The organism is Desulfoluna sp. CLI2B, from assembly GCF_056847375.1.
In genome coordinates, this window is record NZ_CP186557.1 from 4,904,290 (window position 1) to 4,926,690 (window position 22,401).

Genomic DNA, 22,401 nt, shown 5'->3' on the forward strand with positions numbered 1-22,401 from the left:
ACCTTTCCCCTTTCGCCCTTCGCCTTTCGCCTTTTTGCCCTATCCCCTATTTCCTATTTCCTATTTCCTATTCACAAAAAAACACCGCCGTCCCTCAAAACGAGCAACGGCGGTGCCTTGAAAAAAAGCTCTGGCTCACAGCACGGTGGAACCCCCAACGCGGTCGGACGTTAGAGGGCAGGAAGAAATGCTGGTACAATTCATGGGTCACATCGATGCAGAGAACCGAAACATCATGAATTAAGGAGAGATTTGAGCCAGAACATCGGTGTGGGCCGACCCGTTACGGTCGGCCCCGATAATCGGTGGTGCTTAGCGTCCCCCTTCCGGGTCCAGGATAAATTTCCAGGCGCAGACCCAGGTGTCGGGATGGGCGTCCGGCGGGCATCCCACACACTCGGTGCGGATGCGCGGGTCAATGGCCCTGGCAAAAGAGGGATATTCCACAAGCCCTGCGGATTTGCAGGGGTAGTCGTCCAGGCCTTTTCGCTGCCTCGCGGTCTGGACCCGGCACTTGTTCATCTGAAAAACAAAGCTGTTTTCCTCTTCCTCCACAATGGACTGCTCGTTGATCCGCGCGTACATGCGGAATTTCAAGGCCGCCTTGAGCCCTTCCAGCCCGGGCGTTTCAGAGAGCCCCAGAAACCGTTTCACGGCCGAGGCCTCAAAGGGTGAAAAATGTGCCCAGCAGGAGTCGTTGCAACGCTTGGCGTCGTTCATCCCGTGGGTGAACTCCACGGACTGGAACCACACCCCGTCGTTGGCCAGCCAGTTGATGGAAATGGACTCCAGAAACGCGTCCATGGCCTCGTCATCCAGGTTAAGGAGCGCATCGGGAATGCCGTCGGTGAGGCCGAAGCCTAGGGTCTTGGAGAGGCGTTTCAGCTGGATACCCCGGCTTGTCTCCAAAGCTTTCCAGAGGGTGTCGTGGGCTTTTTCCGTGCCCATCTGATGCCTCACCTCCGTAAACCACAGGACGTGATGCATGATAATGCGATGCATCATGTCCATGGCCAGCGTCGCCTTCTCTTTGCTGCCCAACCCTTCCAGTGCCGTCTTGGTCGTGTCCGTCATCTTGTGCCTATCCCGTTAAGGGCTATGCCCTAAAATAATAATACATAACGAAACGCCGCCTTAAATTCATTATGTGTCAAAGCAACGATCAAAAAATCATGCTGAGGATTTATGGGATGATCCCGTCATGTGTCATTTATTCTTGGCATGCCCTAAAATGAATGCCATGCATGGTGTCGCACGATTCCCGGGGCATCTCCCAACGCAAAAACCATTTCCCATGTGCCCCCGGCGGCCAGGGCAATCATCGCCCCTGGCCTCCAAGGTGCAGGCCCCTTTGGCCTTCGGTCCGGAACACCAAACGGGACTGCCTGTTGCACAGGAGTTTTACTTACAAAAAAACAACATCATCATAAAATATACCAACACACACAGCCTTCGGGATCCCGCATCGGCCACCACGCTTTACCCGTGCAAAGCAGATGGATAACTCTTCACAACTATTTCCGATCCGGGATCCGGGGGCAAGCCTTTTTGCAAAAAGGCTCCCCCCGGCTTTCCTCTCTCAACAGCAAGGAGGCCCCGAAGTGGCGGCGGGGCCCGTCATGCTATTTCCCCCCGAATCCTGCGTCGTCCATGGCGGTCACGGCACCATCGCAGGTTTGAATCGCATCCATTTTGCCCATGGCGGCGGGCAGCATGGTGTTGATGAAGAACCGGGCGGTGGTGACCTGGCCCTTGTAATATGCGGCATCCTTTTTCTTCTTCTCCACAAGGGGAGCGGCCACGGTGGCGCGCCACAGAAGCATCCAGGCCATGGTGAGATCGCCGGTCACCTCCAGGAGCGGATGGGAGAAGGCATAGGCGTCCAGCACCTTGTCGGACATGGCGGCCTTGCTGATGGCGGCGGTCACTTCGGTGTACTTGGTGAAAAAGGCCTGGAGGTTCTCGGCCAGGGGCGCCACGTCGGGAATCTCTTTGGCCTGGTCGATGGTGTGGTGGATGGTCTCCAGAAAGTCCATGAAGGGCTTGCCCTTTTTCATGCCGAGCTTGCGGCCCAGAAGGTCCATGGACTGAATGCCGTTGGTGCCTTCGTAGATCATGAAAATACGCGAATCCCTCAAAAGCTGGGCCACGGGAAACTCTTCCACGTAGCCGTAGCCGCCGTACACCTGGATGCCATGGCTGCAGACCTCAAAGGCCTTGTCCGTGATGTAGCCCTTGATGACCGGGGTGAGCACTTCCAGAAGGAGGCTGTACTTGCTTCGCTCGTCCGGGTCCTCGCTCATGGCGATCTTGTCGTGGCAGAGGCCGCCGAAGTAGATGAGGCTTCGCATGCCGTCCACGTAAGACTTCATGATGAGGAGCTGACGCTTGACGTCCGGGTGGTGGATGATGGTCACGGGGGCGGACCCGGACGGATCGGTGAGCCCCTTGGTCTGGACCCTTTCACGGGCGTAGTTCAGGGCGTGGATGTAGGAGGCCGTGGCGTTGGCAAAGCCCTGGAGCCCCACCATCTGACGGGCTTCGTTCATCATCTGGAACATGGCGGCCATGCCCTTGTTCTCTTCGCCCAGAAGGGTGCCGATGCACTGGCCTTTGCCGCCCAGGGTCAGGGAGCAGGTGCAGTTGCCGTGGAGGCCCATCTTCTCTTCAATGCCGGTGCAGACCACGTCGTTGAACTCGCCCAGGCTGCCGTCCTCGTTGATGCGGTACTTGGGAACCATGAACAGGGAGATACCTCGGGTGCCTTCGGGAGCCCCTTCGATGCGGGCCAGCACCGGGTGGATGATGTTTTCCACCATGTTCTGCTCACCGCCGGAGATGAAGATCTTGCTGCCGGAGATGGAATAAGTGCCGTCGTCGTTTTTCGTGGCCACCGTGGTGAGGGCCCCAACGTCGGAGCCTGCCTCGGGCTCGGTAAGAAGCATGGTTCCGGACCACTCACCGGAGAACATCTTCTTCAGGACCTGCTTCTTCTGGGCCTCGGTGCCGTAGCTCTCGATGAGCTTGGCCGCGCCGTGGGAGAGCATGTTGTAGAGCATAAAGGCGTTGCAGGCACCGTAGAAGTACTCGTTGGCCGCCATGGAGACCGCATGGGGAAGGCCCTGGCCGCCCCACTCCGGGTCGTCGCTCATGGCCAGCCACTCGCCTTCGCAGTAGAGGTCGTAGGCGTGCTTGAACCCTTCGGGCACGGTGACGGTGCCCGCGTCAAAAGTACATCCGTCATCCCCCACCTTCTGCAGGGGGAGCATCTCCTTGATCCCCAGATTCCGGGCCTCACCGATGATCATGTCGATGGTTTTTCGATTGAACTCCGCATAGGACCCGCCCTTGTACTCTGTGCCGACGTCCAGCTGTTCATGAAGTACGAAGTCGATATCCCGTTTGTCTGCAATCAGTTGAGCCATGAATCGGTTCCTTTCATCGTTGTGTGAGTAATGATCAAAGCTGAATGAATACTGTCTCCGGCGACAAGGGGGACGAAGCCGCGATTGCCTAAAACCGTCGTAAATGAATAGCAGGTGGTGCCTGTGCGCTTTATCGCTTTAGGCGCAGGCTCCCACCATGTGAAGCACCTCGTCATTGCGGTTGGCCGCACACCAGATCCGCATGTTCTCGGCCTCCCGCACCAGGTCATCCCGAAAATCCGGGTGGGCGATGCTGATCAATGCCTCGGCGCGCTCCCAGGTGGATTTGCCCTTGAGGGAAACCATGCCGAACTCGGTGACCACGTACTGGGTAATGGACCGGGGCAGGGTCACCACGGTGCCGGGATCAAACACCGGCCTGATGCGGGAGATGAGCTTGCCCTCGGCATCCCTTGCCGTGGATGAGAGGCAGATAAAGGATTTTCCGCCCCTGGAGTGATACGCGCCGTAGGCAAAATCAAACTGCCCGCCGGTGCCGGTGATATGGCGAAAGCCTGCGGACTCCGAGGAGACCTGGCCGTAGAGGTCCACCTCCAGGGCGTTGTTGATGGAGACCACCCGGTCGTTGGCCGCGATGTTGAACAAATCGTTGGTGTAGTCCACGGCGTAGCTGGCGCAGGACGGGTTGTTGTCCAGAAAGTCGTAGAGGCGCTGGCTTCCCAGGGCAAAGGCGTAGACCATCTTGCCGCGGTCCATGGCCTTCTTGCTGTTGGTGATCTTCCCGGCCTCGAACATCTCCAGGTAGGAGTCGGCGAGCATTTCGGTGTGCACGCCCAGGTTCTTGAGATCCGAACGGGCAATGAGCTTGCCCACGGCGTTGGGCATGCCCCCGATGCCGAGCTGGATGCAGGAGCCGTCCTCGATCTCATGGACGATGCGCGTGGCGATGGCCTTGTCCACGGCGGTAACCGCCGCGTCCGGCAGGGTGAGCAGGGGCTTGTTGTCCGACTCCACCACCACATCCACCTCGGAGATGTGCACCGACTCTTCGGCCCCGCCCAGGCACCGGGGAATGTTCTCATTGACCTCCACGATGACGGTGCGGGCGTTTTCGATAATTGCCCGCTGAAAGGAGTTGGCGATGCCGAAGTTGAAATTGCCGAAGCTGTCCATGGGCGCCGTGCGCACCATGCACACATCGCAATGAAGGTTCTGTCGGTAGTGGGACGGCCCTTCATGGTAGACAAAGGGGATAAAGTGGCAGCTCCCCTTGTCGTGGCTCTTGCGCTCCCCTGAGCTGAAGTGCCAGCTGTTGTAGACAAAACGACCGCTTTCTGCAGGAACCTTGGCCACCGCGGCCACACCGGGAAAGGCCAGGGCCCGGACCTTGACGTTCCAGAGTTCGTCCTGGCGCATGGCCAGGGCCGCGTCCAGGTATTCGGGGGCACAACAGAACGCTCCGTAGTCCACCCAGTCCCCCGGGTGAACCAGACACACCGCATCCATGGCCGACATGAGCTTGTTCTTGTAATCGTTGATGAACCCCATAACTCCTCCCTGTGCCGATGGTAAGTCTCAACAGGCGGTGCCAGGCGGGGGCACCCCCCTGCAGGGAGTGTGGGAGACCCTGCGTCAATGGGGAGTGCTGCCGCACAACATGGCCCACGGTGCCGCCGAACCGGTGAAACCGGGCTGGGTACCCGGTGACGATTCCATTCCACCGTTATCCGGCGCATACGCCGTTTCAATGAGTAATCATGGGCAACAAACATGCCACCTCTATCAACAAGATTCCAGAAGCCTGTTTTTCATAAGGAAAGTAGTAAAGAGAGGAACCGAAAGCCCTGAACAGGAAGGGGAGAACCGATGTGGCGATATCGCCACAACCCGTTCCCCCCTTCCGACCGTTCCCTGTTTGGTTCGAATAGCTTACGCCATTTTGTGGCGGAATCGCCACACCACGTGGTTATTTCAACCCATACTTGCGCATCTTGGTAAACAGGGTCTTGCGATGGATCCCCAAAATCTCCGCCGTCCGCCCCTTCTGCCACCGGGTCTTCTCCAGGGCATTTTCGATGACCCGCCTTTCAAAGGCCTCCACAGCCGCTGTCAGACCCACCCCGGCGTCGGGCAGGGCCTCCTCCTCTTCGGGATCCTCCACGAGGGTCTCCGCCTCCATCAGCTCCATAAAATCGACCTTTCGCAAGGTCACGTAACGCTTCAGCACGTTTTGGAGCTCACGGATGTTGCCCGGCCAGTGGTAGCGGGTAAAGGCCGCCAGGAGCCGCCCGGTGATGGGCGCAACCTCCCGCCCGTCCGCATACATGGAGAGAAAATGATCGATGAGAAGGGGCAGGTCGTCCTTGCGCTTGCGCAAGGGGGGCAGCTTGATGGGGATGATGTGAACGCGGTAGTAAAAGTCCTCCCGCATGAGCCCCTTCTGGACCAGCTCTTTGAGATTCCGGTTGGTGGCCGCCACAATGCGGATGTTGGGCTTGCGCACCAGGGTGCCCCCCACCGGTGTGTAGCCGCTGCCCTCGATGGCCCGTAAGAGCTTCACCTGCATGTTGAGGCCGATCTCCCCGATCTCGTCAAGAAACAGGGTGCCCTCGTCGGCGATATCCAGAAAACCCTTCTTGTCGGCACTCGCCCCGGTGAAGGCCCCTTTCTTGTACCCGAAGAACTCGCTTTCGATGATGCTCTCGCTGATGGCGCCGCAGTTAACGGGCACAAAGGGCTTGGAGCTCCGGTCGCTCATCTTGTGGATCGCCCGGGCCACCAGCTCCTTGCCGGTGCCCGACTCCCCGTAGACCATGACGTGGACGTTGCTGGCCGCCGCGTTGAGAATTAGCTCGTAGACCTCCTGCATCACCTCGCTCTTGCCCACGATGTCTCCGAACTTGTAGCGCTCCCGGATGGAGGAGCGAAGCCGGAGGTTCTCCTTTCGCAAGTGCTTGGCGCTTGCGGCGATGGCCTCTTCCGTGAGCTTGCGGTCGGTGATGTCCAGGACAATGGACTGCACCTTGATCACGCTGCGGTCCGTATCGAAAATCGGGGTGCGCACCGCAAAATACCAGCGGTCCTCCTTGGGGCTCTTCACCTCCTGGCGCACCGTCTCACCGGTGAACACCTTCTCCGTGCACCAGGGGCAGGGGGTGTCCAGCCCGTAGATCACTTTGTGGCAGAGCTCTCCCACGGCGTTGCGGCCGATCTTCTCCTCCAGGGTTCGGTTGATAAACTCCAGGCGACGATCCGTGGTGATGATGTAGATAAACCCCTCGAAGGTGGTTAAGATGGCGGAGAGCTTGGCCTCGCTCTCCCGCAGGCTGTTCTCGGCGAGCTTGCGCTCGGTGATGTCCATGAACGAGGCGATGCTGTTCATGGTGCCCGGGATCATCCCCACCTTCATGTAGATATAGGTGAGGTTCTTTGCCTTGTCGTGGATGCGGCACTCGTACTCGATGGGGATATCCGCCCCGGGCTTTCGCCGCCCGTAGTGGTAGCGCTGCATGCGGTCCAGGTCCTCGGGGACCACGAACTGGGACCACTTCATGCGGTTATCGATCTCCTCCCGGGTGTACCCCACCATGGCCTCGAACCGCTCGTTGGAGAAAAGGATCGTCATCTCGTGGTCGATGATGATGGTGCGCCTTGGGCCTCCGTAACACCGCCCGGTACATCTTTTCACTCCTGGCAAGGGCCTTGATGGACTTTAAGCGACCGGCGCCCAGGCGCAGCTTGTGGACCGCCTCCCCCACCCCCTTTGCCAGTACGCCCAGGAGGTTCAGCTCCTCGGCATCAAAAAGATAATCGCCCGAAGCATACAGGGTGATGACCCACGACTCCCCCATGGAAAGGGCAATGGGCAAACTCACCGCAGCGGAGTAGCCCATCTTCAGGGCCTCATCGCGCCACTGGGCAAAATTGTAATCCGTTTCGATATTCTGGACAATGCAGGTCCGCTCGTCGGCCATGGCCACCGCAGCCGGACAGCCCAGCCTGTCTGCGCCGTCCCCCCGGATCATCGCCAGGTCGGGGCAGAATGCCTCCAGGCCGTCCCCGGCGCGTACGGACAAAAGCTCCCCCTTTGCCGCGGGCGGCCCCCCCACCCAGGCATAGTCGTAGCGACTCTCCCCGGAAGACAGGAGAAGACAAAGCTTGTCCACAAGCTCGTCTTCGGTTTGTGAGTGAATCATGATATTGAGAAAAGAGATATAGGCCTTGTGGTTCTGCGCTCTGCGATCGTCCATGGGTGGCTGGCCTCGTGATAAAAGATAAACTCGTCACACGTCGATGCCTAAGTTACGGGGCAGGCAAACATCGTGGCGGGATGGTAACACAAGGGAAGTAGAAGTTCAAAATTTACTCTCATGATCCCTGTTCAGGAAAACGCCTCACCGTCTCATGGCGACGAAGAAAAATTTCGCCGTCTTTCACTTAACGGTTTTTTGTCCATGTGGTAATGGTCGAGGATAACAGGCGACGTGCCGCGGCAACGGATGCATCAACATCCCGGCGGCACCAGATGTTTCGCCACGGCCCCACCCCACAACGCGAAAGGAACAACACGATGCGCCCCCCATTTCAGCAAGCCACCTGCATGGATCTTCTCATTACCCTGGCGGAAACACCCGGGCCAAGCCTGGAAGAGACGTTGAGACGAAAGGTTCTGGAGGATTTTTTCACCACCCGGGGCGTGCCCTTTTCCGTGGACGACGCCGGCAACCTCCGGGTGCTTTTCGGAGAAGGCCCCTGGGAAGAGACCGTGGTGTTCGATGCCCACATGGACGTGGTGCAGGAAGGGTTTGAGGCCAAAGTGACCCGCGACAAAGACCGGCTCGCGGGCATGGGCGTGGCCGACGACCTGGCTGCCGTGACCCTCCTGGCCCACCTGGCAGCAGACCTCTGTGACCGCAAGGTGGCCCTGGAACGCCCGCTTCTCATCCTCTTCTCCACCGGGGAAGAAGGCCACGGCAACCTCAAAGGGATCCGGCACCTGGTGGCAGAAAAGGAAAAGCCGCCCCACCTCTTTGTCTCCTTTGACCTGAACTTCGACCACATCTGCCTGACGGCCCTGGGGTCCAAACGCTACCGCATCGCAGCCCAGGCCCCCGGTGGACACAGCTGGAGCGACTTCGGCCTGCCCAGCGCCATCGATGCCCTCATGGCCCTGCTCACCGACGTCAAGCACCGGTTCGGCGCCATCACCGCCACCCACCCCGGCCAGGCCTCCTGCAACGTCGGCACCATCCAGGGCGGGGAAGGGATCAACTCCATCGCCGCAGGGGCCTCGGCCACCTTTGAGTTCCGAAGCGTGGACCCAAAGATCCTGAACCGCCTGGACCAGGACCTGCAAGAGAGCCTTGCCTCCCACGTCACAGAAGCCGTCACCTTCTCCTGCACCACCACGGGAGAGCGCCCCGCAGCCTCCCCGGTGGAGAGCCACCGCATCGAACCCATGGCCGTCAAAGCCATCCACGACGCCACCGGCATCACCCCCAAAGAGATCCCCATGAGCACCAATATCAACGTCCCCCTCTCCAAAGGATGGCCCTGCGTCTGCATGGGCCTCTGCCAGGGCGGCCGCTTCCACAGCCACGAAGAGTTCCTCATCATCGACTCCCTGGCCCAGGGCTGGGAAGTGCTACACGCCATGCTGCCGGATGGCAGGGATTAAAAGCAAGCCTCCGGCGGCCAGGTGGGGGCACCTGGAAACCCTATGGCGAATGCATGGAGATGGCGGGTATACGAACGCTAACAGGGCATTCGCGTGATGTGTGACATGGGGCAACCGCTTATTCAGGAGAGGCCTGTGAGTGTCTGTTGCAAGGCTCCGCCTTGCCGGTGTGAGGTATTGAGAAGGGACTCAAGCGTGGAGGCAGAGCCTCCATGCACCATTCCCAGGCGGAGCCTGGGAACGAAAGAAGATAGTTAAGTGCCCCACACCGCCTACCACGTGCGCATCCCGTCAGCGAATGTGACGGCCCTGAGGAATCCGCCTACGCCCGTGCCTGCGTGTAACCACTCAGCCAACGTCACCGGGCAACGGCACGACAAGCGAAGGCCGAGAGCATTTGCGAACGCTTGGCCCATTGCCGCTGGAGACAGTCCGGTTAAACCGATAATGGACAAGCTATGATAGCGTATCCCGTACCTTCGATGGTTGAGAGCCTGTCCGCCTGAGCTACCGGCTTTTGTATCGGGCGAAGCCCGAGCCGAAGGCCCTTGCGCTTTGGCCCGAGGAACGAGGGACAAAGCGCAAGGGCTATATGCTTTCGAGGTGGCTCACCTCGCCGCCGGAGGCACGCTTTTTGAGCCGACGTTAACCGCAGAAGGCCTTGTTTAAAGTTGTTCCAACGCTTTTTCCATGCGGTCCAGGGCCTCTTCAAGGAGAGCACGGGTGCAGGCAAAGTTGAGACGAAGCCAGCCAGGGGCGTCGAAGTAGGCGCCGTCTGAGAGGCCCACGCCGTGCTCTTCGAAAAAGGTGGCAGGGTTATCCAGGCCCAGGTCCCGGGCATCCATCCAGATCAGGTAGGTGGCCTCCGGCAGGAGGGGGGTGAGACCTTTCATGGCGGCAAGACGTTCAAAGGCGTAGTCCCGATTGGCCCGGAGGTACGACAAGACCTCTTTCAGCCAGGGGCCGCCGTGGATATAGGCGGCAGTGGCCCCTTCGTATCCCATGAGGTTCACGTGGGGGACGATGCCCTCCATGGCGGCCTTGAAGCGGGTGCGAAGTTTCTCATCGGAGATGATGGCCATGGAGCAGCCGAGGCCCGGGATGTTGAAGGTCTTGCTGGGGGCCATGAGGGTGATGGTGCGTGCGGCGGCTTTTTCCGAAAGGGAGGCCGTGGGGATATGCGCTGCCTTTTCGTCCAGCACCAGGTCGGCATGGATCTCGTCGGAGCAGATGAGAATATCCCGTTCCTCGCAAAAATCAACGATACCGGCGAGTTCGTCCTGTGTGAGCAGGGTACCACCGGGGTTATACGGGGTGCGAAAGGCCGCCAAAGTACATACTCCGGGGTCACCTGGGCTTCGAGCACCTCGCGGTTGATCACGAGCCGGCCGTCCTCCACGGGCAGGTGGACCTTCACCATCTGCCGCCGGGCGTTTTTAGCGGCAGACAAAAACGGCGGATAGGCGGGGGTGGGCACGGCGATATCTTCTGTCTCCCCCACCAGCCGGGCGGCCACGTTGAACCCGGTGACCACACCGGGGATAAAAAGAATCCACTCACGCTCCACGCGCCAGTCAAAGTGCCGCGCAATATGCCCCTGCACCGCCTCGTACAGGGCATCGGAGGGAAGGGTATACCCGTACACCGGATGGCCAGCCCGTCTTGTGAGCGCCGTGGTCACGGCCTCGGGTGCTGCAAAATCCATATCCGCCACCCACAGGGGCAACACATCCTCTTTAAACCAATCCCACTTAAGGCTTGATGTCCCTTTGCGGTCAATGGGCCTATCAAAATGCATGACAACTCCTTCATCTCTGGTCACAGGCAAGTGCCCTTTCGTTACCCAAAGAACATACCCGCCACAAACCAAAGGCACCAGAAAAAACGCTCACCATTCAGCTCAAAAGAGCCTCCGGTGGCCCTGCCGGGGGCCAAACTGCATGGGAGTCAGGATACGCGGACAGCGGCTATTTACGAAAGGTCTTTGTCAGGGAAACGGGGTTGCTGCCTGGGCAATACCGTCGAAAATTCCGGTGTACCCGGTAAAGCGCAGGGCATCAAACAAGCATCACAGGCCACACAACCCGACACGATTTTCGCAACACCCCAATCGTTCCCCGAACAGGAATCCTTGACAGCCAGACCATTTAGCATGTAAATCCTTCCGAAAACCGAACCGACACACGATATGATCAGCTCCCCCTGAACACCAAGGTTCAGGAAACCCCACGCCCAAGGAAGTGACAATCGCCCCTGATGCGAGGCCGGAGCCTGAATACATAACCAGCACCCGAGGTTCCATCGCCTCCTGATGGCCCTCTCACTGCACGAACCCAAGTGGAAAAACCCGATGTTCGAATCCGTACCCTCCTGGTGGCGCGCCACCTCCCCCGACGACTCTGCCGTGGATGTCCGAAAGGCCCTTGAAACCATCGACAGTCCCTTCTTCCTTGTAGACAAAGGAAACGGTCCCGAGGCCCACACCTCCGGAGAGATCCGCCTGGGGTGCGACAAGCCCGGTGATCAGTGGCACCCCGCCCTGGCCACGGTCCGCGCCCTGCCCATCTCTGCCCTTGGGTCCGAACTTTTGTCGAGCGCGCTGCGCTTTCCCTATATTATGGGGGCCATGGCCAACGGCATCACCAGTGAAGCCATGGTGGAGGCTGCCGGGAAAAACGGCATGCTGGGATTTTTCGGATCCGGCGGCTGCACCCTCCCCCGCATCAAGGAGGCCATCGCCCGCCTGAAACAAGCGGCTGCGGCTCAGCCGTTTCCCTTTGGGTTCAACTTTCTCCACCACCACGGCGCCCCCGAGGCGGAGATGGCCCTGTGCGAGCTCTACCTCTCCGAAGGGATCCGCTGCGTCAGCGCCGCGGCCTTTCTCACCATGACCATGGCCCTTGTGCGTTACCGGGTCACCGGCATCTACTTAGACGACGACGGACGGGTGATCACGCCCAACAAGATCATTGCCAAACTCTCCCGGGAAGAGCTCGCCGAAAAATTCATGAGCCCGCCCCCTGCGGAGATCCTCAAAAAGCTCCACGCCAGGGGACTCATCACCGACACCGAGCTGGCCCTGGCCCCCCGCATCCCAATGGCCGACGATATCACGGCCGAGGCCGACTCCGGGGGCCACACGGACAACCGCCCTGCCCTGGCCCTGCTTCCGGCCATCCAGGCCGTGCGGGACCGCCTCATGGAGACCCACGGATACCCTGAAAAGATCGGTGTGGGCCTGGCCGGGGGCATTGCCGCGCCCGTGTCTGCCACCGCCGCCTACGCCATGGGTGCAGACTACGTCCTCACCGGCACCATCAACCAGGCCTGCGTGGAGGCAGGAACCGCCGAGCCGGTCAAAATCGCCCTGGCCCAGGCCCGCCAGGCCGACGTCACCATGGCGCCTGCCGCCGACATGTTCGAGATGGGGGGCAAGGTCCAGGTGCTCAAGCGGGGCACCATGTTCGCCATGCGCGCGGCCAAGCTCTTTGCCCTCTACAAGGAGCACCCGAGCATCGAGGCCCTGCCCGAGTCCGATCGTATGTTTGTGGAGAAAAAAATCCTGGGCAAGCCCCTGGAGCAGGTATGGCAGGAGACGAAAGCTTTTTTTGAAGAGCGAGACCCCTCCCAGCTGGCCAAGGCCCAGTCCGACCCCAAGCACCGCATGGCCCTGATCTTCCGAAGCTACCTCGGCCAGGCCTCACTCTGGGCCATCCGGGGCATCCCGGAGCGATCCGGGGACTACCAGATCTGGTGCGGGCCCGCCATCGGCGCCTTCAACGCCTGGACCAAGGACACGCCCCTGGCCTCACCCGACAACCGGGACGTCACCACCGTGGCCTTCAACCTCCTGGTGGGCGCCTCCGTGGAAGCCCGCTCCCGCATCCTGGCCAGCCAGTACCCCAGCCTTGCCGGGATCCGGTTCCTCCCCAAAACCCGGGAAGCCCTTGTCCGGTGCTCTGTGGAGATCCGTTGAGCAATTGATAAAAAAAGCCTCCGGCGGCCAGGTGAAGGCACCTGGAAACCTGATGGCGAATGCTTGAAGGCAGACATCATGCAAACGTTTTCGGAGCATTCGCGTGGGGTGTGGCATGTGGCAGCCGTTTTTGCAGGAGAGGCCCTCTTCATTCTTCTGAAAACACGATTTGCTTGGCTATAGATATGGTACCGTTCGTTCCTAGGCTCCGCCTGGGAACGATGCACGGAGGCTCAGCCTCCACGCTTGAAATCATTTCATTCCGGAATCTTAGCCCATTGCACCGCCATGCGTCGCCCCTACAAGGCGAAGCATAGCAACCGCCCCCCTTGGCTGCTTCTTCAGCAATAAGTGCATTTGCCCTTGATTCCAAGACTTGCCTTCCCTTGCCACCCCATTATCAACATCCCATGCCCCGTCCACGTATCACAGCAAGGCATGACACCCCAGCCCCCTGGATTACTTATTGACGTCTCAAACCGGTCTACAAACCCAAGTGCCCTTTGCCCATCATCTGGCCCAAAGGCACAGGTCACAATTCACTTCCACCCCATCGCTTCTGTCAGCGCCCCGGGTCGTGACAAAGCCCCAACTTTTTTTATCAGGAGTAGACGTGTCATGCTTAAGTGGATCGAACGATTTAACCGACTCTTTGTGGTCTGGGCCGTTCTCATCTGTGTGGTGGCAGCCCGGTTTCCCCAGCACTTTGCCCAACTCAAGCCCCTCATTGTTCCCCTGCTCATGGTGGTGATGTTCGGCATGGGTGCCACCCTGCGCGCCAGGGACTTCAAAGAGCCCCTCAAGCGCCCCCACGTGATCCTTCTGGGCATCTCCATCCAGTACCTCATCATGCCTTTGGCCGCCTTTCTCATCTCCAGAGCCCTGGGCCTGTCCCCCGAGCTCATGGTGGGCATGGTCCTGGTGGGAAGCGTCTCCGGGGGCACGGCCTCCAATGTGGTGGCCTTCCTGGCCGGTGGAGACGTGGCCCTTTCCATCGTCATGACCGCAGCCTCCACCTTTCTGGCGGTCTTACTCACGCCCCTGCTCACCCAGCTCTATGTGGGAGCCACCGTGCCCGTGGCCATGCTCCCCATGTTCCTGAGCATCCTCAAAATCGTCGTGGTTCCCGTGGCCGCAGGCATCCTCGTCAACACCCTCTTTCAGGAGCACCTGGAAAAAATCCAGCCGGTCTTTCCCCTCATCTCGGTGGTGACCATCGTGGGGCTCATCGGCATCATCATCGGCCTCAACCAGCCCAGGCTCTCCACCCTGGCCCTTCCCCTGACCCTGGCCATCATCCTCCACAACGGATGCGGCCTGGCAGCGGGCTACGGCCTTCCCAAGCTCCTGGGGCTCGATGAAAAAACATGCAGAACCATCGCCATCGAAGCGGGTATGCAGAACTCCGGCCTTGCCGTGGCCCTCTCAATCAAGTACTTCACCGCGGCATCGGCCCTTCCCGGCGCCATCTTCAGCCTCTGGCACAACCTGTCAGGGTCCTTCCTGGCAACGGTGTGGACCACTCTGGACGCCCGAAAAGAAAAAAAAGAGGCCTGCCCCGTGCTGACAACGGACTGAGTCGCTCTAACTGTTCATTTATATCTATCGTTGTGAAGATATATGTTAAGCAAAATGCTTCGGTGGGGATAATTCTTTAAAAATTCTCTCATAAATGAAAAATCATGGTTGACATTTATCTTATGTCAGCTATTTTATGGAACTCGCAAACAAAAAGTACACCATTCAGGTGCCTGTAAAAAGGCCAAAAGGGAACCCTGTGAGAATCAGGGACGGGCCCGCCGCTGTGATCGGAGACGAACGCTGCAAGGATGTCACTGGCATGTTTCATGCCGGGAAGACGCGGGTTAGACTCAGGATGACCCGAGAGTCAGAATACCTGCCTGAATGTCATATGGTGCCTTTCTCCGTGGACAAGGGAAAGGTGCGCCGGAAATCTGCGGAAGAAATCAGGGAATCCCAGATCATTTTTATTCATGATGATCCGGGATTTTTTTATCCCGGCACAACGCGACGGCTGTTGCCTGAAACAGGTCGACGTGGTGTGTAGGGCAACTGTTCTGAAGCAGCCCACGATGCCACGCCCCCTTTTTTCCAGGCAACACCGGCCAATGGAGAAAAGATGAAGCGTACTTTTCTAGCCCCTCTCCTGGCTGCCGCCCTGCTTCTTCCTGCGGGAAGTTTTGCAGACGACACAGCCACTTCCAACCTTCATGAAGTGGTGGTAACTGCCACACGAAATGCAAAATCCCCGGATGAAGTCACCGCCGATGTGGAAATTGTCTCAAGGGAAGAGATCAAAACAGCACCGGCAAACAACGTGGATGACATTTTAAGGCGCCTTCCCGGTGTAGATATCAGGCGTCCCTCGGACTTCGGTATCACCTCCCCCATGGCCATCAACATCCGGGGCGTCGGCAGCGGCAAACGCGTCCTCCTCATGGTGGATGGTGTCCCCACAAACTCGGCCCTCACGGGCTTTATCTACCCCAACCAGATCCAGACCGGTGCTATCGAACGAGTGGAGGTGGTCAAAGGTGCCTTCTCTTCTCTGTACGGCAGCAACGCCATGGGTGGGGTCATTAACGTGATCACCAAAGAGAAGCAAACCGAAGGGCTGGAGGTCACCCCCCGGGTCAAGGCGGGAAATTTCGGCCTCCGAGAAGCCGGTGTCGAGGCATCGGGCCGCAAGGGCAAGCTGGCCTACACCCTCAACACCAGCCACCGCCAGGTCGACAACCTCTACCAGCGGGACCAGCAGGTCAGTTACTCCTACAACAACACCACCGACACATTTGACCGAAAATTCACCGACATCAGCGACCACTCCGCCTACGACGACCAGCGATTCTTCGGCAAGTTCTGTTACGACCTTTCCGACGAGACCCGCCTTTCCTTCAGCGGTAACCTGGCCTTGACCGAATCGGAAAACGGGTACACCCATTACCAACCCACACAACGGGAAAAAGAGACCGAACGGACTTTTTATTTCCTTAATGCCAATGCCAGCACCCTGCTGGCGGACCGGGTGGACCTGGACTTTCGGGTGTACACCAACTATGACAAATCCGATGCCATTTCTGAGCTCATCTCCAAAAAGGCCGGCTCCTCAGGTGGCGGCGGAGGCATGGGAGGAATGGGCGGCGGCGCCTCTTCCTACTCTTTCGACTACGGAACCCGTGAGTACTGGGGCCGCGACACGGGCATCCAGATCAAAACTGGCATGGCCGCAGGGGACAATCACTACCTCACCGCCGGGGTGGACTCCAACTTCCTCAGCGGGGAATGGGAAAACAAAAAAGAAGACGGCGCCCTCGTCGGCACCAAGATGGATGAGTCCATCTCCAACCAGGCCATCTACCTTCAGAGCGAAAGCGACTTGTTCCAGGCCTTCACCCTGACCCTCGGCATGCGCTACGATGCCAACTCCGAGTCCGACAACGCCTTTTCCCCCAAGGTCGGCCTTCTTTACCGTGCCACCGACACCATCAGCTTCCGGACCTCCGCGGGAAAAGCCTTCCGCGCTCCCAACCTCAACGAACTCTATACCCCTACCTGGATGATGATGCCCGGGGTGCCCTTTGAGTCCAACCCGAACCTGAAGCCCGAGACCATCTGGTCCTACGACCTCGGCGTGGACCTTCGCCTGGCCAAGCAATTCAATCTCTCTTTAACCGGCTTTTACTCCAAGGCCGAAGACCTCATCTCCTCCCCCATGAACCATGGGGTCATGCGATATGAAAACCTGGACGAGGTCACCACCGACGGCTTTGAAGTATCAGCAGACGGCCAGCTCATGCCATGGCTGGGGTATTACGCCAACTACACCTACACCCACAGCGTGGACAAAGAGTCCGGGCGCCTCACCGACAGGCCCCTGCACCAGGCCAACGCCGGTCTCATGGCCACCCGGGCCCTCTCGCCTAAGGCACGGCTTACCACCTCCCTGGACCTTCGCTACAACAGCGAAATGACCTACATGGCCTACAAAAATATGATGAGCAAAGCGGCCATCACAGTAGACGACTGGGTGGTAGCAGACCTCGGTGTTCGCCTGGAGCTCTTCGACAAGCTGGGCATCCAGGCCGCCGTCACCAACCTCACCAACGAAGACTACGAGGTCCATGGCGCCAACCTGGGTCCCGAGCGAGCCTGGTGGGTGGCCGTCGACTACACATTCTAAAAAAACAATACGATCAAGCCAAAGGCCTCCGGCGGTTCCGCCGGAGGCAACGAAATCATGAGGGTCACTCAAACCAAAGGAGAATCCCCTTGATGAACCCCAAACGCCTGTTGCTTGCCCTTTGCCTGCTGTGTGCGGTGAGCGTCCCCCTGCACCGGGCCCAAGCCAACGGTTCCCACGAACTGGTGGTGGGCACCGGGTGGGACCCCACCCGGCCCGGGGACTTCCAGCCCCTGGGCATGTGGGAGCCCGCCGCCCTGATCTACGAAACCCTCGTCAACCTGGACGGGGCGAGCCGCCCCGTTCCCTGCCTGGCCACCTCCTGGACGGTCTCCAAAGACGCCAGGGTGTACACCTTTGCCCTCGGAAAGGGCATCCGATTCCACGACGGCACGCCCTTTGACGCGGCCGCCGTCAAGGTCAACGCCGAGACCCTGGGCCGCACCAACTGGCAAGCGGTGTGGAGCGCCCTGGACCATGTGGAGGTGGTGGATCCCCTCACCGTGCGGTTCCACTTGAAGCGCCCCCTGCCCCTCTTTTTCCTCCACATGGCCGGAAGCGGGTACGGCATCGTGGCCCCGTCCGCCATTGTCGCAAAGCCCGCCCCGGCCACGGCAGGCCCTGCCATGGGAAATAAGGGCAAGGCCATGGGGCAAGCCAAGGCAAAGATGCCCCCGGCCATGGGGTCCAAAAAGGCCACCGGCTTTGCAGTGGCCCGGGCCATCGGCACCGGCCCCTACGCGTGGGATGAGTCCCACTACCGGCGCCTCCGGGAGTTCCGCGTCACGCGCAACCCGGACTTCAGGCAGGGACAGCCGGCGTTTACGGGCATCACCTGGAAGGTGATCCCCGATGCGGCGGCACGCACCATTGCCCTGGAAGCAGGGGACATCCACCTCTCCGGCCACGCCCCCGGGGCCAGCTTCGGAGAGGAGAACCTTCGCGCCCTGAGCGGCCACCCTTCTATCCACACAGCCCACGGCAGCAACTGGGGAACGCGCCTGGTGATGATCAACCACACCCGGCCCCCCTTTGATAACCCCAGGGTGAGACGGGCCCTGCGCCTTGCCATGGACACCGAGGCCATCAACACCGTGCTGGGCGGCCTTGCCACAGTCTGCCCGGGTCCCTTCGGCCCCGAGGCCCCCTTCCAGAATCCGGCCCTGGCCCTGCCCGCCATGGATCGCCGAGAGGCCATGCGCATCTTAGACGCCGAGGGCATCCGGGACACCGACGGCGACGGCATCCGAGAGTTTGCCAACGCCCCTCTGGCCGTCTCCTTTACCGTTTCCAAAAGCACCTCCCTGGCCGCCCTGGTCTGCGACGGCCTCACCAAGGTGGGTATTCAGGCAACGATCCGGCCCAAGGAGAGAGGATCTCTCTTTGAGGTCCTCGACCAGATGGACTTCGACATCGCCGTCCACCCCAACATTCCCTCCTTCTACCTGGGCATGACCGGGACCTTCCACAGCAAGGGGAGCTGGTCGGCCCATATAGACCTGCCCACCCTCGATGCCCTGCTGGAACAGCGGGACGCCGCCACGGACCTTGCCGCCTTCCGGGAGCTGGGCAACCGGGCCCAGGCCCTCATCGACGCCCAGGACATCATCCTTTTTGCCGTCAATGAAGCCAAAATGGCCGCCTTCAACAAGGGGCTTTCCGGCTTTTCCTTCCCGCCGGAAGAGTGGGTGGGCTCCCTCCAGGAGGTGTGGCACGCCCCGACAAGGAGTAAGCCGGCCCCATGATCCCTTTCCTTGCAAAACGGCTGGCCTCCATGGTGGCGGTGCTTTTCGGGGTGGTGACCTTCACCTTCATCCTCATCCGCCTCACCGACGGGGACCCGGCCACCATCATCGCTCTGGATCGCTACGGTTCCCAGCTCATCTCCCCTGAGGTCATCGCCGAGATGGCCGAAGCCGAAGGCCTTCGCATGCCCATCCACCGGCAGTACGCCAACTGGCTCGGCCAGGTGGCCAGGGGGGAATTCGGGCGCTCCCTGCGCACCGGGGTCCCCGTCATGGAGGAGATTTGCCAGCGGTTCCCCTTTACCCTGAAGCTGGCGCTTCTCTCCCTCGGCCTCAGCACCCTCATCGCCCTGCCCTGCGGCATGGCCGCCGCCTGCTTCCGGGGGGGGTGGTTTGATCGGGCCACCCGGTCCCTGGCCGCCGTCAACGCCTCGGTGCCCAGTGTCTACCTTGCCTTTTTGATGATCTTGATCTTTTCCGTTCGCCTGAAATGGCTCCCCAGCTTCGGCAGCGGGAGCCTGCGGCATCTCATCATGCCCGTGGGGGTGCTGGCCGTCTCCCAGGTGGGCACCACCCTGAGGGTGGTCCGCGCCTCGGTCCTGGACCTGCTCTCCAGCCCCCACGTCCGGTACGCCATGCTCAGGGGACTCTCTCCCCGGCGCATCTTAGGGGCCCATGTCCTGAGAAACGCCCTGGTCCCCGTCATCACCTACCTCTCCCTGAAATTTCTCATGCTCATCGAAGGCTCCATCCTCGTGGAGACCGTCTTTGCCTGGCCCGGCATCGGCAACCTCTTCCAGGAGGCCATCATGGGCAGAGACTTCACCATGATCCAGGCCCTGGTCCTCTTTTCCGGGTGCCTCATCACCCTCACCCACTTTGTCACCGACCTGTCCCACATGCTGGTGCACAAACGCATGCAACCCGCGGAGGAGGCCTGATCCATGCACCCGACCCTCTCCACTGTCCTGAAAAAGGCCGGGCAATTCGGCCTCCACGGATGGATCCTGGCTGCCATCGCCGCAGCCGCCACTCTGGCGCCTCTCCTGGCCCCCCACGACCCCCTGGCCGTGGATGTGATCCACCGGCTCCAGCCCCCCTCCTGGTCCTACCCCCTGGGCACCGATGCCCTGGGGCGATGCCTGTTGAGCCGCCTCCTCTTCGGGGCCAGGGTCTCTTTGGGCGTGGGGCTGGGCATCCTGGCCATCTCCTTTGTGACAGGCACCTTTATCGGCGGCGTGGCGGGCTATGCCGGGGGCCTTACGGACAGCCTTCTCATGCGCCTCACCGACCTCTTCATGGCCATGCCCTCCCTGGTGGTGACCATGGTGCTGGCCCGTTCCCTGGGCCCCGGCCCCGTGAACCTGATCTGGATTCTCTCCCTGGGCATGTGGCCCGGCTACGCCCGCATGGTCCGGGGCATGGTCATGCAGGCCAAGGAGGAACACCATATCGAGGTGGCCGTCATGGCCGGCCTGTCACGCCTTGATATCCTGGGCCACCACATTCTCCCATCCATTACCGGACCCCTGGTGGTCATGGCCACCCTGGGCATGGGGCGCAACCTGCTCATGACATCGGCCTTGGGATTCCTCGGCCTCGGCATCATCGACCCCACACCGGAATGGGGGGCCATGCTCAACAACGGAGCCACCTGGATCCGAAGCGCCCCTCACCTGGCCCTGTTCCCCGGCCTAGCCATCTCCGTGACGGTGCTTGCCTTCAACGGGCTGGGGGAAAAGCTGGAGGGCTCCAACCCATGACCCCCACCCTGTCGGTCCGCGATCTCACCGTGCACTTCGGAGATCCCGCAACCTGCCCCCCGGCCCTCCACCGGGCCTCCTTCGATATCGCTCCAGGGCAAAGCCTTGCCGTCATCGGGGAAAGCGGCTCGGGGAAAAGCACCCTGTGCAACACCCTCACCGGGCTCTTCACCCCGGCCCGGAGCTTTTTGTACCGGCATGCCCCGGCCACCGTTTCCGGCCAGGCCCTTTTTAAGGGGCACTGCCTGCTCCACCTCTCCGCAACAGAGCGTCAGGCCCTCCACGGTGCCGAAGTGGCCCTGCTTCCCCAGGGCATCGACGCCCTGAACCCCCTCATGACCGTGGGCAACCACATCATCGAAACCCTTGCGGCCCATGGCCGCCTCCCCCGGAGCCATGCCAGGACCCGGGCCCTGGAACTCCTGGAGCGCTTCCACCTCCCCGGGGCCAACCGCATCGCCCGCGCCTACCCCTACCAGCTCAGCGGTGGCATGGCCCGACGGGCTCTCATGGCCGTGACCCTGGCCTGCGATCCCCGGCTCGTCCTGGCCGACGAGCCCACCCAGGGCCTTGACAACGAGACCCGGGACCGGCTCCTGGCCACCTTGGCCGTCTCCATCCAAGAAAATCAGAGCGCTCTGCTCCTGGTGACTCACGACCTGGAGGTGGCCGCCACCTGCGACCATGTGGCCGTTCTGGAACAAGGGCGCATCGTGGAACAGGGACCGGCCCGACAGCTCTTTGCAGCCCCGGCCCACCCTTACACCCAAAGGCTCCTTCAGGCAGGCACCCTCTGCCTGGATGACAACGAGACGCCCCTTGCCACGTCAGCCGCGGCACACAGGAGGACCCCATGACCACCCCAAACGCTCCGGGGCATCTCGCCGTACGGCACCTCACCAAAGGCTACCGGACAACGGGCCTTTTCCCGAAAAAAACAGCGGTACTGAACGGCCTCTGCTTTGACCTTCACCCCGGTGAGATCCTGGGCATCACCGGCCCCAGCGGCATGGGAAAGACAACCCTGGCCCGGATTCTTCTTCGCGTGACCCCGGCCGATTCCGGCCGGGTCCTCCTGGGCGGCACCGACATCCTCACCCTCAAAGGCAGGAAACTTGCCGCCTACCGGCAACGGGTCAAGGCCATCACCCAACACCCGGAATCGGCCCTGAACCCACGGTTCACCATCGCCGAAAGCCTCAACGAGGTGTTCCGCCCCCTGGGAAAGGCGGCCCTTGCCAAGGCCACCCCAGAAAAGCTCAGCCACATGCTGGAGGAAGTGGGACTGCCCGCCGCCTGCCTGAAACGCTTGCCGAGGCAGCTTTCGGGGGGCGAGCTGCAACGGGTGGTCATCGCCCGGACCATGGCGACAAAACCGGCCCTCATCATCGCCGATGAGCCCACCTCCAACCTGGATATGATCACCCGCGCGCACATGGCGGGTCTCCTCAAAGCCCAATGCAAAAAACACGGCACCGGGATGCTCCTCATCTCCCACGACACCACCCTGATCGACGCCCTGTGCCACCGCGTCATCACCTTAAAGGCAGGCGTGGCCTCCGGCGACAAGGTGTGCCACTTTGAAAGCAGGTAGCAGATGTAATTTGCACTTAAAACGGCATTCATGTCACTATTTTCCACGACCTGTTTTCT

General features: G+C 60.6%; 15 protein-coding genes and 1 riboswitch. Of the genes, 9 read left to right on the forward strand and 6 right to left on the reverse strand.

Annotated features, from left to right (window positions below; genetic code table 11):
- Window positions 1-312: 312 nt before the first annotated feature.
- The 5 genes from ACOYW2_RS22860 to ACOYW2_RS22880 form a co-directional block, all read right to left on the reverse strand.
- A complete protein-coding gene (locus ACOYW2_RS22860; protein ID WP_482768110.1) occupies window positions 313-1,074 on the reverse strand; it encodes a DUF6125 family protein in 762 nt (253 codons plus the stop codon).
- Between the two features lie 548 nt (window positions 1,075-1,622).
- On the reverse strand, window positions 1,623-3,425 hold the full coding sequence (locus ACOYW2_RS22865; protein ID WP_482420167.1) for an acyl-CoA dehydrogenase: 1,803 nt from the start codon (window positions 3,423-3,425) through the stop codon (window positions 1,623-1,625).
- 138 nt (window positions 3,426-3,563) lie between these two features.
- Window positions 3,564-4,934 carry an acetyl-CoA hydrolase/transferase family protein gene (locus ACOYW2_RS22870; protein ID WP_482418237.1) on the reverse strand — a complete coding sequence of 457 codons (1,371 nt, stop codon included), beginning with the start codon at window positions 4,932-4,934 and terminating at the stop codon, window positions 3,564-3,566.
- 418 nt (window positions 4,935-5,352) lie between these two features.
- Complete coding sequence (locus tag ACOYW2_RS22875) at window positions 5,353-7,011, reverse strand: sigma 54-interacting transcriptional regulator (RefSeq protein WP_482768111.1); 1,659 nt, start codon at window positions 7,009-7,011, stop codon at window positions 5,353-5,355.
- The gene (locus ACOYW2_RS22880; protein ID WP_482768112.1) at window positions 6,944-7,636 is read right to left on the reverse strand and encodes a GAF domain-containing protein; all 693 of its coding nucleotides are present in this window, start codon (window positions 7,634-7,636) and stop codon (window positions 6,944-6,946) included. The genes ACOYW2_RS22875 and ACOYW2_RS22880 overlap by 68 nt, the downstream gene beginning before the upstream one ends.
- Window positions 7,637-7,956: 320 nt before the next feature.
- Between ACOYW2_RS22880 and ACOYW2_RS22885 the strand changes: the two genes are divergently transcribed.
- Window positions 7,957-9,063, forward strand: coding sequence for a M20 family metallopeptidase (locus ACOYW2_RS22885; RefSeq protein WP_482768113.1), 1,107 nt, complete (start codon window positions 7,957-7,959; stop codon window positions 9,061-9,063).
- Window positions 9,064-9,728: 665 nt separating this feature from the next.
- Here ACOYW2_RS22885 and ACOYW2_RS22890 read toward each other — a convergent pair.
- A complete protein-coding gene (locus ACOYW2_RS22890; protein ID WP_482768114.1) occupies window positions 9,729-10,394 on the reverse strand; it encodes an aminotransferase class I/II-fold pyridoxal phosphate-dependent enzyme in 666 nt (221 codons plus the stop codon).
- A gap of 1,019 nt (window positions 10,395-11,413) precedes the next feature.
- Between ACOYW2_RS22890 and ACOYW2_RS22895 the strand changes: the two genes are divergently transcribed.
- From ACOYW2_RS22895 to ACOYW2_RS22930, 8 genes are all read left to right on the forward strand, one after another.
- Entirely contained in the window at window positions 11,414-13,039 is a 1,626-nt protein-coding gene (locus ACOYW2_RS22895; RefSeq protein ID WP_482768115.1) for a PfaD family polyunsaturated fatty acid/polyketide biosynthesis protein, read from the forward strand.
- A 618-nt stretch (window positions 13,040-13,657) separates the two neighbouring features.
- Window positions 13,658-14,617 carry a bile acid:sodium symporter family protein gene (locus ACOYW2_RS22900; protein WP_482768116.1) on the forward strand — a complete coding sequence of 320 codons (960 nt, stop codon included), beginning with the start codon at window positions 13,658-13,660 and terminating at the stop codon, window positions 14,615-14,617.
- 150 nt (window positions 14,618-14,767) lie between these two features.
- Window positions 14,768-14,958: riboswitch (cobalamin riboswitch) on the forward strand.
- Window positions 14,959-15,179: 221 nt separating this feature from the next.
- A complete protein-coding gene (locus ACOYW2_RS22905) occupies window positions 15,180-17,240 on the forward strand; it encodes a TonB-dependent receptor plug domain-containing protein (protein WP_482768117.1) in 2,061 nt (686 codons plus the stop codon).
- A 92-nt stretch (window positions 17,241-17,332) separates the two neighbouring features.
- Window positions 17,333-18,985: an ABC transporter substrate-binding protein gene (locus ACOYW2_RS22910; RefSeq protein WP_482768118.1), complete on the forward strand. Its 1,653-nt coding sequence runs from the start codon at window positions 17,333-17,335 to the stop codon at window positions 18,983-18,985.
- The gene (locus ACOYW2_RS22915) at window positions 18,982-19,926 is read left to right on the forward strand and encodes an ABC transporter permease (protein WP_482768119.1); all 945 of its coding nucleotides are present in this window, start codon (window positions 18,982-18,984) and stop codon (window positions 19,924-19,926) included. Before ACOYW2_RS22910 ends, ACOYW2_RS22915 begins: the two co-directional genes overlap by 4 nt.
- 3 nt (window positions 19,927-19,929) lie before the next feature.
- On the forward strand, window positions 19,930-20,748 hold the full coding sequence (locus tag ACOYW2_RS22920) for an ABC transporter permease (protein WP_482768120.1): 819 nt from the start codon (window positions 19,930-19,932) through the stop codon (window positions 20,746-20,748).
- Window positions 20,745-21,605, forward strand: coding sequence for an ATP-binding cassette domain-containing protein (locus tag ACOYW2_RS22925; RefSeq protein ID WP_482768121.1), 861 nt, complete (start codon window positions 20,745-20,747; stop codon window positions 21,603-21,605). Before ACOYW2_RS22920 ends, ACOYW2_RS22925 begins: the two co-directional genes overlap by 4 nt.
- Entirely contained in the window at window positions 21,602-22,342 is a 741-nt protein-coding gene (locus ACOYW2_RS22930; RefSeq protein WP_482768122.1) for an ABC transporter ATP-binding protein, read from the forward strand. The genes ACOYW2_RS22925 and ACOYW2_RS22930 overlap by 4 nt, the downstream gene beginning before the upstream one ends.
- Window positions 22,343-22,401: the final 59 nt, after the last annotated feature.

Excerpts from the sequence above, each read along its gene's own strand:
- ACOYW2_RS22880 (WP_482768112.1), bottom strand. The coding sequence starts at position 7,636 with ATGGACGATCGCAGAGCGCAGAACCACAAGGCCTATATCTCTTTTCTC.
- ACOYW2_RS22910 (WP_482768118.1), top strand. The coding sequence starts at position 17,333 with ATGAACCCCAAACGCCTGTTGCTTGCCCTTTGCCTGCTGTGTGCGGTG.
- ACOYW2_RS22860 (WP_482768110.1), bottom strand. The coding sequence starts at position 1,074 with ATGACGGACACGACCAAGACGGCACTGGAAGGGTTGGGCAGCAAAGAG.
- ACOYW2_RS22865 (WP_482420167.1), bottom strand. The coding sequence starts at position 3,425 with ATGGCTCAACTGATTGCAGACAAACGGGATATCGACTTCGTACTTCAT.
- ACOYW2_RS22870 (WP_482418237.1), bottom strand. The coding sequence starts at position 4,934 with ATGGGGTTCATCAACGATTACAAGAACAAGCTCATGTCGGCCATGGAT.
- ACOYW2_RS22900 (WP_482768116.1), top strand. The coding sequence starts at position 13,658 with ATGCTTAAGTGGATCGAACGATTTAACCGACTCTTTGTGGTCTGGGCC.
- ACOYW2_RS22905 (WP_482768117.1), top strand. The coding sequence starts at position 15,180 with ATGAAGCGTACTTTTCTAGCCCCTCTCCTGGCTGCCGCCCTGCTTCTT.
- ACOYW2_RS22875 (WP_482768111.1), bottom strand. The coding sequence starts at position 7,011 with ATGACGATCCTTTTCTCCAACGAGCGGTTCGAGGCCATGGTGGGGTAC.
- ACOYW2_RS22885 (WP_482768113.1), top strand. The coding sequence starts at position 7,957 with ATGCGCCCCCCATTTCAGCAAGCCACCTGCATGGATCTTCTCATTACC.
- ACOYW2_RS22915 (WP_482768119.1), top strand. The coding sequence starts at position 18,982 with ATGATCCCTTTCCTTGCAAAACGGCTGGCCTCCATGGTGGCGGTGCTT.
- ACOYW2_RS22930 (WP_482768122.1), top strand. The coding sequence starts at position 21,602 with ATGACCACCCCAAACGCTCCGGGGCATCTCGCCGTACGGCACCTCACC.
- ACOYW2_RS22925 (WP_482768121.1), top strand. The coding sequence starts at position 20,745 with ATGACCCCCACCCTGTCGGTCCGCGATCTCACCGTGCACTTCGGAGAT.
- ACOYW2_RS22895 (WP_482768115.1), top strand. The coding sequence starts at position 11,414 with ATGTTCGAATCCGTACCCTCCTGGTGGCGCGCCACCTCCCCCGACGAC.
- ACOYW2_RS22920 (WP_482768120.1), top strand. The coding sequence starts at position 19,930 with ATGCACCCGACCCTCTCCACTGTCCTGAAAAAGGCCGGGCAATTCGGC.